The 14923-nt window shown below is 64.5% G+C and carries 11 protein-coding genes and 1 pseudogene; 1 reads left to right on the top strand and 11 read right to left on the bottom strand.

Going from position 1 to position 14923, the window contains the following annotated elements; translation table 11 throughout:
- Nucleotides 1–37 precede the first annotated feature (37 nt).
- The 3 genes from NL532_RS26865 to NL532_RS26855 all read right to left on the bottom strand — a co-directional run bounded on the left by NL532_RS26865 (nt 38) and on the right by NL532_RS26855 (nt 3627).
- A complete protein-coding gene (locus NL532_RS26865) occupies nt 38–1546 on the bottom strand; it encodes a sugar ABC transporter ATP-binding protein (RefSeq protein ID WP_023668530.1) in 1509 nt (502 codons plus the stop codon).
- 29 nt (nt 1547–1575) lie between these two features.
- Complete coding sequence (locus NL532_RS26860) at nt 1576–2514, bottom strand: sugar ABC transporter substrate-binding protein (protein ID WP_023668529.1); 939 nt, start codon at nt 2512–2514, stop codon at nt 1576–1578.
- Nucleotides 2515–2643: 129 nt separating this feature from the next.
- Nucleotides 2644–3627, bottom strand: coding sequence for an ABC transporter permease (locus tag NL532_RS26855; protein WP_050587056.1), 984 nt, complete (start codon nt 3625–3627; stop codon nt 2644–2646).
- Nucleotides 3628–3911: 284 nt separating this feature from the next.
- Here NL532_RS26855 and NL532_RS26850 point away from each other — a divergent pair, with 284 nt between their 5' ends.
- The gene (locus NL532_RS26850; protein WP_023668527.1) at nt 3912–4874 is read left to right on the top strand and encodes a sugar-binding transcriptional regulator; all 963 of its coding nucleotides are present in this window, start codon (nt 3912–3914) and stop codon (nt 4872–4874) included.
- 17 nt (nt 4875–4891) lie between these two features.
- Here the strand turns inward: NL532_RS26850 and NL532_RS26845 are convergent, their stop codons facing one another.
- The 8 genes and pseudogenes from NL532_RS26845 to NL532_RS26810 all read right to left on the bottom strand — a co-directional run.
- Nucleotides 4892–5359: a hypothetical protein gene (locus tag NL532_RS26845; RefSeq protein ID WP_023828017.1), complete on the bottom strand. Its 468-nt coding sequence runs from the start codon at nt 5357–5359 to the stop codon at nt 4892–4894.
- A gap of 224 nt (nt 5360–5583) precedes the next feature.
- Nucleotides 5584–7071 (bottom strand): xylulokinase, encoded by a 1488-nt coding sequence (locus tag NL532_RS26840; protein WP_023729285.1) that lies wholly within the window; start codon nt 7069–7071, stop codon nt 5584–5586.
- Nucleotides 7072–7091: 20 nt separating this feature from the next.
- Nucleotides 7092–8414, bottom strand: coding sequence for an NAD(P)H-dependent oxidoreductase (locus tag NL532_RS26835; protein WP_023828019.1), 1323 nt, complete (start codon nt 8412–8414; stop codon nt 7092–7094).
- A gap of 161 nt (nt 8415–8575) precedes the next feature.
- The gene (locus tag NL532_RS26830) at nt 8576–9679 is read right to left on the bottom strand and encodes a mandelate racemase/muconate lactonizing enzyme family protein (RefSeq protein WP_023696609.1); all 1104 of its coding nucleotides are present in this window, start codon (nt 9677–9679) and stop codon (nt 8576–8578) included.
- A gap of 17 nt (nt 9680–9696) precedes the next feature.
- The gene (locus NL532_RS26825; protein WP_023828020.1) at nt 9697–10404 is read right to left on the bottom strand and encodes a GntR family transcriptional regulator; all 708 of its coding nucleotides are present in this window, start codon (nt 10402–10404) and stop codon (nt 9697–9699) included.
- 179 nt (nt 10405–10583) lie between these two features.
- On the bottom strand, nt 10584–11738 hold the full coding sequence (locus NL532_RS26820) for an efflux RND transporter periplasmic adaptor subunit (protein ID WP_023687079.1): 1155 nt from the start codon (nt 11736–11738) through the stop codon (nt 10584–10586).
- Nucleotides 11739–11752: 14 nt separating this feature from the next.
- Nucleotides 11753–12562 (bottom strand): efflux RND transporter permease subunit, encoded by an 810-nt coding sequence (locus NL532_RS32445; RefSeq protein ID WP_280799651.1) that lies wholly within the window; start codon nt 12560–12562, stop codon nt 11753–11755.
- 109 nt (nt 12563–12671) lie between these two features.
- Nucleotides 12672–14888 (bottom strand): annotated as a pseudogene (locus NL532_RS26810) (efflux RND transporter permease subunit); the annotation flags it as partial.
- Nucleotides 14889–14923 lie beyond the last annotated feature (35 nt).

Raw genomic sequence — 14923 nt, 5'->3', positions numbered from 1 at the left:
GGATACCACCTGCTGCGCTTTGTTCCGACTCCTGTCCTCAGCTCGTGGCGAGTTCCATCACCGCGACATTGCTGGCCTCGCTGCGGCCGAGAATGCCGCGCTGGCGGCCGCGGCTCAGCACCAGCACGCGGTGCGACAGCCCCAGCACCTCCTCGAGGTCGGAGCTCACCACCACCACCGCCATGCCGGAACGGGCGAGGTCGGCGATGACGTCGTAGATCGCAGCGCGCGCACCGACATCGATACCGCGCGTCGGCTCATCGAGGATGAACACCTTCGGCGGGCGTGACACCCATTTGGCGATGATCACCTTCTGCTGGTTGCCGCCGGAAAGCTTGCTGACCGCCTGGCCAGGTTTGCCCTTGACCCCGAGCCTTGCGATGCCGGCTTCGGCGAATTTCTGCACCGCTTTCGGAAACACCCAGCCCTTCGGCGCGACATGGTCGAAATTGCCGAACGCCAAATTCTCGCCGATGGTCTGGTCGAGCACGACGCCTTGCGCCTTGCGGTCTTCCGGCACCAGCACGACGCCGGCCTTGATCGCTGCCGCCGGCCCGCTGAGATGCACCGATTTGCCGGCAACGCGCACCGAGCCCGACGAGATCGGATCGGCGCCGGCGATCGCCCGCACCAGTTCGGTGCGGCCGGCGCCGATCAACCCGGCAATGCCGAGGATCTCGCCTGCTTTGACCGAGAAGGAAACGTTGTTGAAGCTCTTCTCCGGCGAGGACAGGTTGTCGACCTCGAGCAGCGTCTCCTCGCGCGGCGGCGTCAAGTGTGGGAACATCCGCTCGACCGAGCGGCCGACCATCTGCTCCACTACTGTGCGCACGGGAATATCGGCGCGTTCGTGGCGGGCGACGATGCGTCCGTCGCGCATCACAACCACGCGGTCGGCAATCTGCGCGATCTCGTCGAGACGATGGCTGATGTAGATGAAGGACATGCCCTCCGCCTTGAGCTTGCGGATCTGCTGGAACAAAAGCTCCGTTTCCTCGCCGCCAAGCGCTGCGGTCGGTTCGTCGAAGATCAGCAATTCGGCATTGAGCGTCAACGCCTTGGCGATCTCGACCTGTTGCTGGGCGGCGATGCGCAGCGTGCCCACCTTGCGCTCGGGCGAGACGTCGAGGCCAAGCCGCTTCAACTGCGCCGAGGCCTTGGCGTTCATCGCTGCGCGGTCGATGCGGCCGCCGCGCATCGGCAGGCGCCCGACATAGACGTTCTCCGCCACCGACAGATCCGGCAGCAGCTTCAGTTCCTGATGGATCATGCCCACACCGGCATCGATGGCGGCGGCGGGCGAGGCGGGGGAATAGGGCTTCCCCCGCCAGATGATGGTGCCCGCGTCGGGCCGGGTCGAGCCGGCGATGATATTGGACACCGTCGACTTGCCGGCGCCGTTTTCGCCGAGCAGCGCCACAACCTCGCCCGGCCGCACCTCGAAGCTCGCATCGGCCAGGACCTGGACCGGTCCGTAGCTCTTGCAAAGGCCGTTGACGAAGAGCCCGTTGTGCGGGCTTTCGCTGTGGCGAGGATCAGGAGACATCGTGGTGCTCTCTTAAGCGGTGCCGGTCGTTACGGATGCTTGGCGATGAACTGCTCGACATTGTCCTTGGTGGTCAGCGTCGCATCCTGCAGCTGCTCGGCCGGAACGCTTTCGCCGGCCACCAGCTTGATCGCCGCATCGACGGCGAGACGGCCCATGCCTTGCGTCTGCTGCGTCGCGGTGACGTCGAACACGCCGTCCTTCAGCGCCTTGAGCGCGGCCACGTCGCCATCGAAGCCGGCAACCCAGACCTTGTGGCCGGGATTGGCGACCTTGACCGCCTGTGCCGCGCCCAGCGCCAGCGCATCGGCCTGGCCGATGACGATGGAGACATCGGGATGCGACTGCAGCAGGTCCTGCGTCAGCTTGAAGCCTTCGTCCTGGTGCCAGCCTTCGCTCCACAATTCGCCGACCACCTTGATATCGGGATAGGCCTTGAGCGCTTCGCCGCAGCCCTTCGAGCGATCGACTTCCGGCGTGGTGCCCTTCTGGCCGTGGATGATGATCAGTTCGCCTTTGCCGCCGGCCTGCTTGGCGATGTAGTCGCACACCGCCTGCGCCGAGGCGACACTGTTGGTGGCGATGAAGGTGTCGCCGGGCGCGCCGTCGGCGTTGCGGTCGACATTGACGACCGGGATGCCGGCAGCCTTGGCGGTCTTGGTCGGCACGGTGGCGGCTGTGGCGCCGGCCGGAATGTAGATCAGCGCGTCGATGTTCTGCGTGATCAGATCCTGGACCTGGCTGACCTGGGTCGCTGAATCGCCCTTGGCGTCGACGGTGACGATCTCGATGCCCTTCTCCTTGCCGTAGGCTTCGACCGACTGCTTGATCTGGTTGAAGAAGTCGGCCTGCAAATTGGCCACGGCGAGGCCGAGTTTCTTGGCCTCCTTGGCCGAGGCCATGTCGGTCAGCCCGAGCATAGGAATGATGGCGGCAGCGGCGAGCAGCAGTGAACGTTTGGTCAGCATGTTTTTCCTCCGTTGATAGTCAAACTGTCCCGCCAGCGCATCGCGCCCCTTGGAACATCCCAGTTTCGGATCGACCGATCCGTCTATCGCCCGGACGCTCCGGGCGAATTCTCAATTGTGCCCCGTTCTCTATCGCGCCCTGCGCCGCCAGGTATCGCTGGCGACCGCCAGCGCGATCACCACGCCGATCACCACCTGCTGGATGAAGGGCGAGACGCCGAGCAGATTGAGCCCGTTGCGCAGCACGCCGATGATGAGCACGCCGACCGCGGTGCCGCCGATCGAGCCGACGCCGCCCGACAGGCTGGCGCCGCCGATCACCACCGCCGCGATGGTGTCGAGCTCATAGCCGAGGCCGGAACTCGGCTGCACCGAATCCAGCCGCGCGGCAAGCACAATGCCGGCAAGACCCGCAAGCACGCCGCAGATGGCGTAGACCCAGTTGGTCAGCGACTTCACCGGAATGCCGGAGAGCCGCGCCACCTCGGCGCTGCCGCCGATGGCGTAAAGGCTGCGGCCGGTGGCGCGGTAGTTGAGGAAGATGGCGAAGACGATCGCCAGCACCATCATCACCCCGACTGTGACCGACAGGAAGCCGAAATGGCGGATGATCGACAGGCTGGTGAACCAGTCGGGAAAGCCGACGATCTGCGAACCGTCGGTGATCATGTTGGCAAGGCCGCGCGCCACCGACATCATCGCCAGCGTCGCGATGAACGGCGGCAGCCGGGTGACGGTCACCAGCAGGCCGGACACCAGTCCGCAAAGGCCGGCGACGACCAGTGCTGCAACGACGCCGGCGGCAAGGCCGAGATTGAGATAGTCGGGGTGGGCGACGAAGCCCATCACCATGGCGGCCAGCGCCAGCACCGAGCCGACCGAGAGATCGATGCCGCCGATCAGGATCACCAGCGTCATGCCGATTGCCATGATGCCGAGCACGGTGATCTGGTCGAGTACGTTGAGGATGTTGCGCATGGTGAGGAACGTGTCGGTGGTCAACGTCAGCGCCAGGCAAAGCAGCAGCAGCCCGATCAGCGGCCCCATGGTTCCGGCAAACAGCGCCGAAAGCTTCGCGGCCGTCGCACCTTGAGTGCCGGGCGCGGCTTTCAACTCGCCAGCCTTCGACTCGCTTGCATCATTACTCACGGCCACTTCGTCTCCTCCGTCAGCGAAACGGCGATGGCCTGCCGTCCGCTCTTGTTCACCAGGCACCTCCCTGTGAACAATTTATCTTTGATATGCAATTTTGTTCAGCTAAACTGTTCATTAGAAAATTGTCAAGAGCCGTTGCGCCATTCGGCGGTGGTTTGCGCCACCGGGCGGTTTGTCCTAGGGAAGGCCAGGGGGCGGCGCTTGCGGAAAGATTTCCGAAATTTGCCGCGGGAGGGCAAAAGATGGCGACCGTCGAAAACGAGAAGGCCTCGCGCTTCCCCGATGCCGAGCTCAAGGCCCGGGCCGCCTGGCATTACTATGTCGAAGGTCTGACGCAAGAGCGCATTTCCGAGATCCTCGGCGTCGGCCGCATCAAGGTGCACCGCATTCTCTCCGCTGCGCGAGAGGAGGGCATCGTGCAGTTCCGCATTCGCGACAGTGTCGTCGAATGCGTGCAGCTCGAGGAGAGCCTGAAGCAGCGTTTCGGGCTCAGCCAGGCGGTCGTGGTGCCATCAGCCGCTGATCGCAGCAACGCGCCGCTGATGATCGGCCACGCGGCTGCCGCCTATCTCGCCGACAATGTGAATGCCGGCGACGTCATTGCGCTGGGCTGGGGCCGCACGCTGAAATTCGCCATCAACGAATTGCCGAGGCGGCCGATCGCCAGGACGACGGTCGTCTCGATGCTCGGCGGCCTCACCCACGCGCAGCCGCTCAACCCGACCGAAAGCGCCTGGGAGTTCGCCGAAAAGATCGGCGCTGAATGTTTCCTGCTGCCGGTGCCGGTCTATGCCGACAAGCCGGAACAGCGCGATGCCTTCATGAGCCAGCGCAGCGTTCAGGATGTGGTCTTCCGCGCGCGCCGCGCCAACATCGCCGTGCTCAGCGTCGGCTCGTTTTCCAAGGACAGCCCGATCGCCAATTACGGCTTCATCAAACCGAGCGAACTTGAGGAACTGCAGGCCGCCGGCGCGGTCGGAGACCTCTTGTGCCATTTCATCGACGCCGAGGGCCACCCGGTCGACCATGAGGTCAACCGCCGCGTCTGCGCCTATCCGCTGCAGGATTTGTCCGATATTCCGAGCATCATACTGGTTTCAGGTGGTCAGGAGAAGGTCGCTGTGATGCGCGCGGCGCTGGCCAACACCAGGATTTCGGTGCTGATCACCGATGAGGATGCGGCCAAAGGCCTGCTCAATCGTTGAGCGCTGTCCGGCGTCGGTCAGAATTCGCAGGGCTCCGGACGACTGTCGTCCGACCAGTCGGCCAGTGCGATCGGCACGAATTTTCCCGCGACCGGTTTGCCGTCGTCCAGGTCCTTTGAGGCAACGCCTCTGCCGGTGAGAAAATTGATGTCGCAACCGCCCAGCGTCGTCTCGACCGAGCCGTCGGCTTTCTGCACATTCCAGTCCCAGTCGCGACTGTAGCCGGCGACAAGGAATTTACCGCCGCGCCAGACGATGGTCAGCGTTGTATCCCATGATTTGTTGGCGCCGCAGCCGAAGCACGAGGTGACGACAAGCGATCCCTTGCCCTTGCTTTCGAGCCGGAGAATACGGTCCTGCGTCAGCGCCTTTTTGACAAAGTCAGGCTTGCGCGAAGGATCGAGCTTTCCTTCGCCGGCAGCCAGATAGATCGAGAGATCCGCCAGCCCGCTGTCGGAATCCGCCGCGATCGCGGCCCGATCCATCCTGCCGTCATTGTCCAATGTCGAGCGTGACCTCGAAGGGCGGCTCGTCCTGCGCACGCGCCGTCATCGGAGCTGCCGCAAGCGCGACAATCCAGGGCAGGGCGGCAAGGTGAAATACTGCTTTCATGAGCCCGATGAGTCTAGCATTGGCCGGGCAGGACGCAAAATCGGCAAGCTGGGCAGGTTGGGCATGGGAGCCTCACGCAGGCAAGCTGCGCTTGAACTCAGATCGCACCGAGCCGCGCGTGGATGTCGCGTGTCGCGTGATAGAGGTCGCGGTAGATCGCCTTGCGCGCCCGGTAAGCCGGCACCAGCGTCATATCCGGATCGACACGCCTGGCCGGCGCCGCCGCCATTGCCTTGGCGGCGTCTTCCGCCGAGGCGAACCAGCCGATCGCCGAAGCCGCCAGCATGGCCGCGCCAAGGGCCGCCGCCTCGTTGACCGGCGACACGAACAGCGGCCGCTCCAGCACGCTGGCCATGATCTTCATCAGCAGCGCCGAATTGGTGCCGCCGCCGGCGGCAATCATCTCTCCCGGCTTGCCGCCGCTTTCGGCCTCCATCGCCTCGCTGGCGATGGCCTGCTCCAAAGCGATGCCTTCCAGCGTGGCGCGGAAGAGATGCCTGGGCTCATGGTCGAGCGACAGGCCAACAACGGCGCCGCGCGCCGCGCCATCCCAATAGGGGCTCATGACGCCGGCCCAATAGGGCATGACCAAAAGACCGTCGCCGCCGGCCGCAACATCGACCGCACCCTTCTCCAGTTCTGCCGCGGAAGACGCGCCGGTGGTGCGCACGATCCAGTCGACCAGTTGCATGCCCGAGCGCAGCACGGTTTCCAGCATGAAGCCGGAGCCGGTCGGCGAGACCAGCGTGCGAAACGCGTCCGATGTGGTGACCGTGCCGGAATAGCAGCCGCTGACGACGCCGGAGCCGAGCGAGAGATAGCTCCTGCCGGCACCATAGACGCCCATGCCGAGACCCATAGCCTGGCCATCGCCGGCGCCGGCGACAATTGGCGTGCCCGCTTTGAGGCCAGTCAGCTGGGCAATGCTTTCGGCAAGGCCGCCGCAGATTTCGCCTGGGCCGATCAGCGCCGGCAACTGCCGTGGCTGCAGCCCTGCAGCCGCGACAAGCTCAGGGTGCCATTCGCCTGTCGCGACATCGAGCAAGCCGAGCGGGTCGGCACTTGCCGTGCTGGTAACCAGCCGTGCGGTCAGCCGGTGAACGAAGAAGCCATGAACATCGACCAGGGCGGCGGCGTTGGCCAGCACCTGCGGCTGGTGTTCGGCCAGCCAGGCGATGGCATAGAGCGCCGGCGTCGGATCCGGCGGCTTGCCGCTCCAGTCGCGGATCGTCTCGCGGCCAAGCTCGGCCGACAGCCTGGCGACTTGAGGCCGGGCGCGCTCGTCAAGCCACAGGATCGCCGGGATGAGCGGCGTGCCGGCCTGATCGATCAGGGTGAAGGTCTCGCGCTGATGGGCTATGGCAATTGCCGCCACGCGCGCGGCGCCGACCTTGTCGGCAACCTGCTTCAGCGCACTGATAAGGGCTGCCCACCAATGTTCGGCATCCTGCTCGAAATGGCCGGGCTTAGGATTGGCCAGTGGATAGGCCTCGCGCGCCTGGAACAGGTCCGCGCCGTCGCGGGTGAAGGCGATTGCCTTCACCGCCGTCGTCGAGGCATCGATCCCGATAACGACATCGTCCATCACAGGGAGATCCCGAAGGTTCAGGCGGCGTTGGTCACAAACTGTCCGTCCGACTGGTCGAGACGGCGGCGGATCTGCGTTATCACCATCGAATCGTCGGGTACACAATTTTCATAGGTGAGGAAGTCGCCGGTCTTGACCGGCTTGACCACCTTGGCGCGTTCGGCAATCCCGAGCGGCAGCGCGCCCTTGGCGCGGGCGTCCTCCCAGGTCATGGCGAAGCCGCGATAGTCGTTCTCGCCGATCATGCCCAGCGACTGCCCTGCGCCGAGATCGCTTTTGGCCACCGCCACCGCTTCGGCGACCGGATGGTCGAGCGGCTCCATGTCGGCACGTTTGTAGACAACGGCGCGCGCCGCCGACAGTGGCACTTCAAGGCTTGTCAGGTGATAGGGACGGTAGATCGTGAAATAGGGGCCCTTGCCGACCTTGAGGTCGACCATGCGCTCCAGCACGCGCGGATGCCTCGTTTCGATGATGCAGAACACGCCGGGCGCCACGCCCTTGCCGATAGAATAGTCCACCACGCCCTTGCGGTGCAGCACGCCGCCATCCTCGCGCGGGCAAAGCACGCTGGCCAGTTCCTCCAGCGTCGCCGTCGGGCCGTGCATGCCCGGCACGTCTGGCACCAGCCCGGTGGCGTTGGCGATAGCCACCATCTCGATCGCCGTCTTGGAACCGTCGACGAACTCGACCAGCATGCGCGCATTCATGTTGCGCTCGGCCGCTTCCTTCTCGTAGTCGGCGGGCATGGCGTCGATCTTGAGCGGGTTGTTTTTGCCCTTGCCGGCGGCGATGATGTTGAAGCCGAGGCTCTTGGCGAAGCCGATGATCTCCAGCGTGCAGGCGGGTTCGTCGCCGGCCGCACCGGTGTAGACCACGCCGGCCTTGCGCGCTTCCTCCTTGAGGAAGCGGCCGATCGTAATGTCCGCCTCGACATTGAGCATAACGATGTGCTTGCCGTTCTTCATCACTTCGAGCGCAAACAGCGTGCCGATGTTGGGATTGCCTGTCGCGTCGATGATGACATCAATGCGGCCGGCCGCGGCCAGCGCATGCAGATCTTCGGTGACAGCGATCTTGCCGGCCTCGATGGCGCGGTCGATGGCAGAGGCGTTCGCAGCCTGGACGATGTCGGAGCGGTCATGGCCGGCGAGCAGTGCGGCATCGATCCCCGCTTGCGGCCGCACCTCGGAAATGGCACCGATCCGCATGCCCGGCATCAGCGCCACCTGGACGACGATGTCGGTGCCCATCTGCCCGGCGCCGGCGAGTCCGATGGTGATGGGCCCTTGGGCTTCAGCGCGCTGCAGAAGTTCCGCTGCAAATTGCGGATGGGCCATATCGCTTCCTCCAGTCATGACGCGCCGCAGCGTCAAATCATCATTTTGAACATTCCTATTTCCATTTGAAAAATATTTCAACCCGCAAATCGGAGAATGGCTGCAGGACCAAATCTCCCACGGAGGATTCGTGGGGTGACAGCTTCATGCTGCGCTTGATCTCAGCCGATCTCTAGGAAAGGCTTGCCGAGCAGGTCGGGCACGACATCGATGCCGAGGCCGGGCCCGTCGGGAATGCCCATGTGGCTGCCGGTGACCGGTGGGGCGTTGGAGGCCGTGCGCACCGTCACCCACTCATGGAAGGCGATGGCGTGCAGCCGGCGTTCTTCCGGCGTCGACAGCGACAGATGCGCCATCGCCGCCGTGTCGATCTCGGCGCCGCCCGTATCCTCGACGGTGATCATGAAACCGAGATCGACGGCGACGTCGCGGATTTGCCTTGTCCTGGTTACGCCGCCAAGCCGCGAGATCTTCAGCGTCAGCCCGTCGGCGGCGCCCAGGCGATGGATTTCCAGCATCGCCTCGAGCGAGATGACGCTCTCGTCCAGCACCATCGGCTTGTCGAGCATGCGTCGCACCGACATGTTCTCCTCGATCGTCGTGCAGGGCTGCTCGAACGTGTAGTCGATGCCGCGCGTTGCATCGGCGAACTGCCGCGCCTGGTAGGGTGTCCAGCCGGCATTGGCGTCGCAGAAAATCACCGTGCCTTTCGGCACGGCCGAAGCGACTGCGCTCACCCGCTCGATGTCTTCATGCACATTGCCGCCGACCTTGACCTGCAGCCGGCGGCAGCCCTGGGCGATGATCCTTTTGGCCAGTGCCGCCATCTGGTCGAGCGTGCCGTGGGTGACGACGCGGTAGGTCTCCGCCATGTCGCTCTCGCGGCCGCCAAGCATGGTCACCAGCGGCACGTCGGCGGCCCGGGCCGCCAGATCCCAGCAGGCCATGTCGAGCGCCGACTTGATGTAAGGATGGCCCTTGAACACCGTATCCATCAATCGGCCGATGCCGGCGAGGCCACGCGGGTCCTGGCCGATCAGGTGCGGCGCGATCTCGACCACGCCCGCGCGCGTTCCCGCCGGAAAGGCGGCCGAATAGAAATTGCCGAGCGGCGCCATCTCGCCCCAGCCGGTCACGCCGCTGTCGGAGGTGATGGCGACGATCACCGCATCGAAGCAGTCTGCAACCCGCCCCTTGGACATGCGGTAGGGCCCGTCCACGAACGGCTGCACGACGCGATAGGCCTTGATGGTTTTGATCTGCACTTGTCTGTCCGTTGTCTCTAGGCGTTGAGGAGGGTCAGCCCTTCGATGTTCCGCTGATCGAGGCCACGCGCATAGGCAAGCAGCTCTTCGAAATCGAGGTCGATATGCTCGCGCGCATGGCGCTGGGCAGCGCGCATGTCGGCGCCCTTCAAGAGCCGCACATAGGTCTCGTGGAGATCTTCGGCCGGCACCGGCTCGTTGCGGGCCCGCTGGTGCAGGGCAAAATACATCTGCAGCCGGCTGGTCAGCCGCTGCCAGGTTTCCAGCAGCACCGAATTGTCGGCCCATTCATAGATCAGCCCGTGCAATTGCAGCGCGGCTTCGATCTGGCGGGTGGTGTCGCGCGCGCGCGTCGCCTGCTTCACTGCCTCGTGCCGGCGGTCGAGTTCGTCGAAGAAGCGCTGGTCGCGCAGCTTCCATGTCCGCTCGATGGCGAATTCATCGAGCACCTTGTTCAGCGAATAGGCGTCGTCGATATCTTTGGCGGTGACATCGATGACGAAGGTGCCGGCATAGGGAATGCTGGTCAGGATGCCTTCCTGCACCAGCTCGCGCATTGCCTCGCGCAACGGCGCACGGCTGACCCTCATCTGCTCGGCGATCCTCAGCTCGTTGAGCTTTTGGCCGGGTTCCAGCTGGCCGGTCAGGATCGCCCGCCGCAACAGCGCGACGATCTCGGCCCGGCGTGTCGTATCCGCGATCGGATTGAAGTCCAGCTTGGCCATTCCGTCACTCCAGTGAGAGCCGGAAACAGACAAGCAGATTGTCGACAATCCTACAATATGTCTGTTCCGGATTCTTGTGCCTTGCGGTTACTCCAAAAACGGCGTGCGGCGCTCCATAAAAAACGGCGCCCTCGGCGTGGAAGCCGAAGGCGCCGCAGGACCGGGGCTGATGGGGGTTATCAGCTGGCCGGTTTCTCCTGGGGCAATGGCGAGATCGGCATTCCTGGTCCGATCTTCTGCAGATTGCCGGTTATCACCTGGTCGCCTTCGGCAACGCCGCTGAGCACCGCCACAAGGTCGCCGCTGGTCGCGCCGAGCGAGACGATGCGCTGGTCGACCGTGTTGCCCTTGCCGACTACATAGACATATTTGCCGAGCTGGCTCGAACCCAGCGCCACCTGCGGCACCATCAGCGCGTCGGGCAGCTGCTTGATGTGCAGCCGCACCCGGACATACTGGCCCGGCAGCAGCGAGAACTTCGCATTGCCGATGGTGGCGCGCGCCGTAATCGTGCCGGTCGAGTGGTCGACCGTGTTGTCGATGAAGGTGAGTTCGCCCTTCTGGCTGGCTTCGGTCTCGCCGGGCAGCAGCACCTCGACCTCGATCGGGCCGGCGGCCCGGGCCTGTTCGATTTCGGCCAGATCCGTCTCGCTCGGATTGAAGGTGACGTAGATCGGGTCGAGCTGCACCAGCGTGTTCAGCACCGTGCCGGCGACGCTGACCAGCGTGCCGACCGAAGCCTGGTTGCGGCCGACGCGGCCGGCAAACGGAGCGTGGATTTCGGCGTAGCTCAAATTAAGCTCGGCCGTCCGCACCGCCGCCTGGTTGACGGCAAGCGACGCTTCGGCCTGACGCAAGGTGCTCGTGCGCTGGTCGAACCCATCCTTGGCCAGATAACCGCTCTTGGCGAGTTCGGAGCCGCGGCCGAGATTGGAGCGTGCATAGTCGAGGCTCGCTTGGTCGCGCTGCACTTCGGCCTTGGCCTGGTCGAGAGCCGCCTTGAAGTCGTCGGGCGAGATTTTGTAGAGCAGATCACCCTGGCGCACATCCGCGCCGTCCTCAGCCGTCTGCTCCTGCAGATAGCCGGGCACGCGGGCCTGCAAGGTGACGCTGCGGATCGCCTCGATGCGGGCGGCGTAGTCGAGATAGATCGGGATCGTCTTCTTGACCACGCTCGTCACCGGCACCGGCATAACGAATGCCGCAGGTGCTGCCGTCGCTGCCGCCGTGCCGGCATTGAGGCTGAGATTGCCCATGTCGAGGAAGTGGACGCTTGCCACCGAGATCGCTCCCAGGGCGACGGCCGTTCCCAAAGCTATTTTCCATTTACGCATTTTGGTCTCCAATTCTATTCGGCTGCTTCGGCCAGGCGCATCGGCGCTGGTTCGGCTGTCGGTTCATTATTGTCCTGGTCATGAGCAGCGTTGGGTTCGCTGCGCACGCGGCGTTCGCGCAGCTGTTCGATGACCGCGTAGAAGACTGGCACGAACACCAGCGACAGAATGGTCGCCGCGACCATGCCGCCAAACACGGTGGTGCCGATCGACTGCCGGCTTGCCGCACCCGCACCCGTCGCAAACATCAGCGGCAGCACGCCGAGGATGAAGGCGAAGGCCGTCATCAGGATCGGCCGCAGCCTCAGCCGCGCGGCTTCCATCGCCGCGTCGACAATGCTCAAGCCTTCCTCGCGCCGCCGCCTTGCAAACTCGACGATCAGGATCGCGTTCTTGGCGGCGAGGCCGATCAGCATGACGAAGCCGATCTGCGAGTAGACGTCGATCTGCATGCCGCGCAGGAACAGGGCTGCGAAGGCGCCGAACAGGGCCAGTGGCACCGCCAGCAGCACCATGAACGGCATCGCCCAGCTCTCATACTGCATCGCCAGGATCAGGAAGACGAAGACGATGGCGAGGCCGAAGACGACCGACGCGATCGATCCTGCCTTGAGCTCCTGGAAGGTGATGCCGGTCCATTCGAAGCCGAAATCCCTGGGCAAAGCGGTGGCGGCGGCCCGTTCCATCGCGGCAACCGCCTGGCCCGACGAGAAGCCGGGGGCTGCGCCGCCATTGATCGTGGCCGAGGCGTTGTTGTTGTAGTGCGGCACGGTTTCCGGGCCGACGAACGGCACCAGTTTGCCCAGTGTGCTCAGCGGCACCATGCCGCCGGAGGCGTTGCGCACATAGAGCCGCGAAAGGTCGCCTGCGTCGGGCACGTGCATCCTTGTCGGCCTGGATGGTCACCCGGAAGGTGCGGCCGAACAGGTTGAAGTCGTTGACGTAGAGCGAGCCGAGATAGATCTGCAGCGTGTTGAAGACGTCGGGCAGGTTGAGGCCGAGCAGTTTGGCCTTGCTGCGGTCGAGGTCGTAGTTGAACTGCGGCGTCGAGGTCGAGAACGGCGAGAACAGCTGCTGCGGGTTGATTTCCGGCTGCTTGCGCGCCTCGGCGATCACGGCTTGCGTCGCGTCGTTGAGGGCTGAACTGCCGCGCCCGGTGAGATCCTCGACGACGAATTCGAAGCCGCCCGTGGTGCCGATACCCGGGATCGAAGGCGGATCGAAGGACAGCGCGAAGGCTTCCGGAATCTGCATCAGCTTGCCGCGCACGTCGGCGACGAGCTTCGACGCGCTCTGGTCGGGGCCGCGCTCTTCCCACGGCTTCAGGATGGCGAACTCGACAGCCGAGTTCGACTGCGCCGCACTGGTCAGGAAGTTCAGGCCGCTGATCGAACCGACAATCTCGACTCCGGGCGTAGCTTGGAGGATGTCGCGCGCCTTCTGGGCCACCGCGTCGGTGCGCTCCAGCGAGGCGCCGTCAGGCAGCTGGATGACGACGAAGAAGTAACCCTGGTCCTCGACCGGAAGGAAGGTCGAGGGCAGCTTCTGCCAGACGAAGTAGGTGGCCACCAGGCCGGCCGCGAACAGACCGAGCATGATCCAGCGCAGCCGGATGAGGATACGCACGCCATGGGCATAGGCATGCGACAGTCTCTCGAAGCCCGTGTTGAACCAGCGGAATGGGGCGAACTGCGTCTCGCCGCGATGGCGCAGGAAGGCGGCACTCAGCGCCGGGCTGAGCGTCAGCGAGTTGAAGGCGGATATGCCGACCGAAATCGCCACCGTCAGCGCGAACTGATTGTAGAGCTTGCCGGAGACGCCAGGAATGAAGGCAACGGGCACGAAGACGGCCATCAGCACTGCGGTGGTGGCGATGATCGGTCCGGTGACCTCGGCCATCGCGGCCTTGGTCGCCGCCAGCGGTTTGAGGCCCGCCTCCAATTGTCGCTCGACATTCTCGACCACCACGATGGCGTCGTCGACGACGAGGCCGATGGCCAGCACCATGCCGAGTAGGGAGAGCATGTTGAGCGAAAAGCCCATCATTTCCATGACCACCATCGTCGCCACCAGCGACACCGGAATGGCGATGGTCGGGATGATCGTCGTGCGCCAGCTCTGCAGGAAGATGAACACCACGGCCACGACCAGCACCAGCGCTTCGCCAAGCGTGATCAGCACGTCATGCATCGATGCCGACACGAAGCGCGTGGTGTCGTAGTGCATGGCGTAGCTGACGCCCTTGGGAAAACGGGCCGACAGTTCCTGCATCTTGTCCTTGACGTGCTGCTGCAGATCGAGCGCGTTGGAACCGGGCATCTGGTAGACGGCCAGCACCACCGTCGGGTCCTTGCCGAAGAAGGCCGACGACGAATATTGCAGCGCGCCGAGCTCGATGCGGGCGACGTCGCGCAGTCGCACCAGCGAGCCGGTGCCGGTGTTGGCGCGCACGACGATGTCGCCGAACTCCTTGGGGTCGCTCAGGCGGCCGACGGCGTTGACCTGCATCTCGAAGGCGGTGCCGGCGGGCGCCGGCGACTGGCCGATCTTGCCGGCCGCCACCTGGACGTTCTGTTCTGAGATGGCGTTCTGGACGTCGACAGCGGTGATGCCGAGATTGGCGAGCTTGTCCGGATCGAGCCAGACGCGCATCGAATAGCGGCGTTCGCCGAAGATCTGCACGTCGCCGACGCCGGGCAGCCGCTTCAGCGGATCGACGACCTGCAGATAGGCGAGGTTGCTCAGCGCCACCGGATCGACCGAACTGTCGGGCGAGGTCAGATTGACGATGAGGACGAAATTCGGGTTCTGCTTCTTGATCGTCACGCCACCCTGGTTGACGATCGCCGGCAGCGACGAGGCGGCTTGCGAGACGCGGTTCTGGACGTCGACGGCCGCGGTGCTCAGGGAATAGCCGACATCGAAGGTGATGGTGATGGTCGAGGAGCCGTCATTGGAGCTCGACGACGACATGTAGGTCATGCCTTCGACGCCGTTGATCTGCTGCTCCAGCGGCGTCGTCACCGTATCGGCGACCACTTGCGCGCTGGCGCCCGGATAATGGGCGCTGACCACGACCTGCGGCGGCGTGATGTCGGGAAACTGCGAAACCGGCAAAAGGAAATAACAAATCGTCCCGGCGAGCACCATGATGATGGCGATGGCCGAGGCGAAGATCGGACGAT

The organism is Mesorhizobium sp. C120A (assembly GCF_030323105.1).
Lineage (GTDB): Bacteria > Pseudomonadota > Alphaproteobacteria > Rhizobiales > Rhizobiaceae > Mesorhizobium.
The sequence above is the reverse complement of the archived record's forward strand: the minus strand, read 5'-3'. Positions and strand labels throughout refer to the sequence as shown.

Bases quoted from the DNA above. Each gene is read 5' to 3' on its own strand.
- NL532_RS26850 (WP_023668527.1), top strand. From the start codon at position 3,912: ATGGCGACCGTCGAAAACGAGAAGGCCTCGCGCTTCCCCGATGCCGAG.
- NL532_RS32445 (WP_280799651.1), bottom strand. From the start codon at position 12,562: ATGGTGCCGCTGAGCACACTGGGCAAACTGGTGCCGTTCGTCGGCCCG.
- NL532_RS26820 (WP_023687079.1), bottom strand. From the start codon at position 11,738: ATGCGTAAATGGAAAATAGCTTTGGGAACGGCCGTCGCCCTGGGAGCG.
- NL532_RS26860 (WP_023668529.1), bottom strand. From the start codon at position 2,514: ATGCTGACCAAACGTTCACTGCTGCTCGCCGCTGCCGCCATCATTCCT.
- NL532_RS26865 (WP_023668530.1), bottom strand. From the start codon at position 1,546: ATGTCTCCTGATCCTCGCCACAGCGAAAGCCCGCACAACGGGCTCTTC.
- NL532_RS26840 (WP_023729285.1), bottom strand. From the start codon at position 7,071: ATGGACGATGTCGTTATCGGGATCGATGCCTCGACGACGGCGGTGAAG.
- NL532_RS26825 (WP_023828020.1), bottom strand. From the start codon at position 10,404: ATGGCCAAGCTGGACTTCAATCCGATCGCGGATACGACACGCCGGGCC.
- NL532_RS26835 (WP_023828019.1), bottom strand. From the start codon at position 8,414: ATGGCCCATCCGCAATTTGCAGCGGAACTTCTGCAGCGCGCTGAAGCC.
- NL532_RS26845 (WP_023828017.1), bottom strand. From the start codon at position 5,359: ATGGATCGGGCCGCGATCGCGGCGGATTCCGACAGCGGGCTGGCGGAT.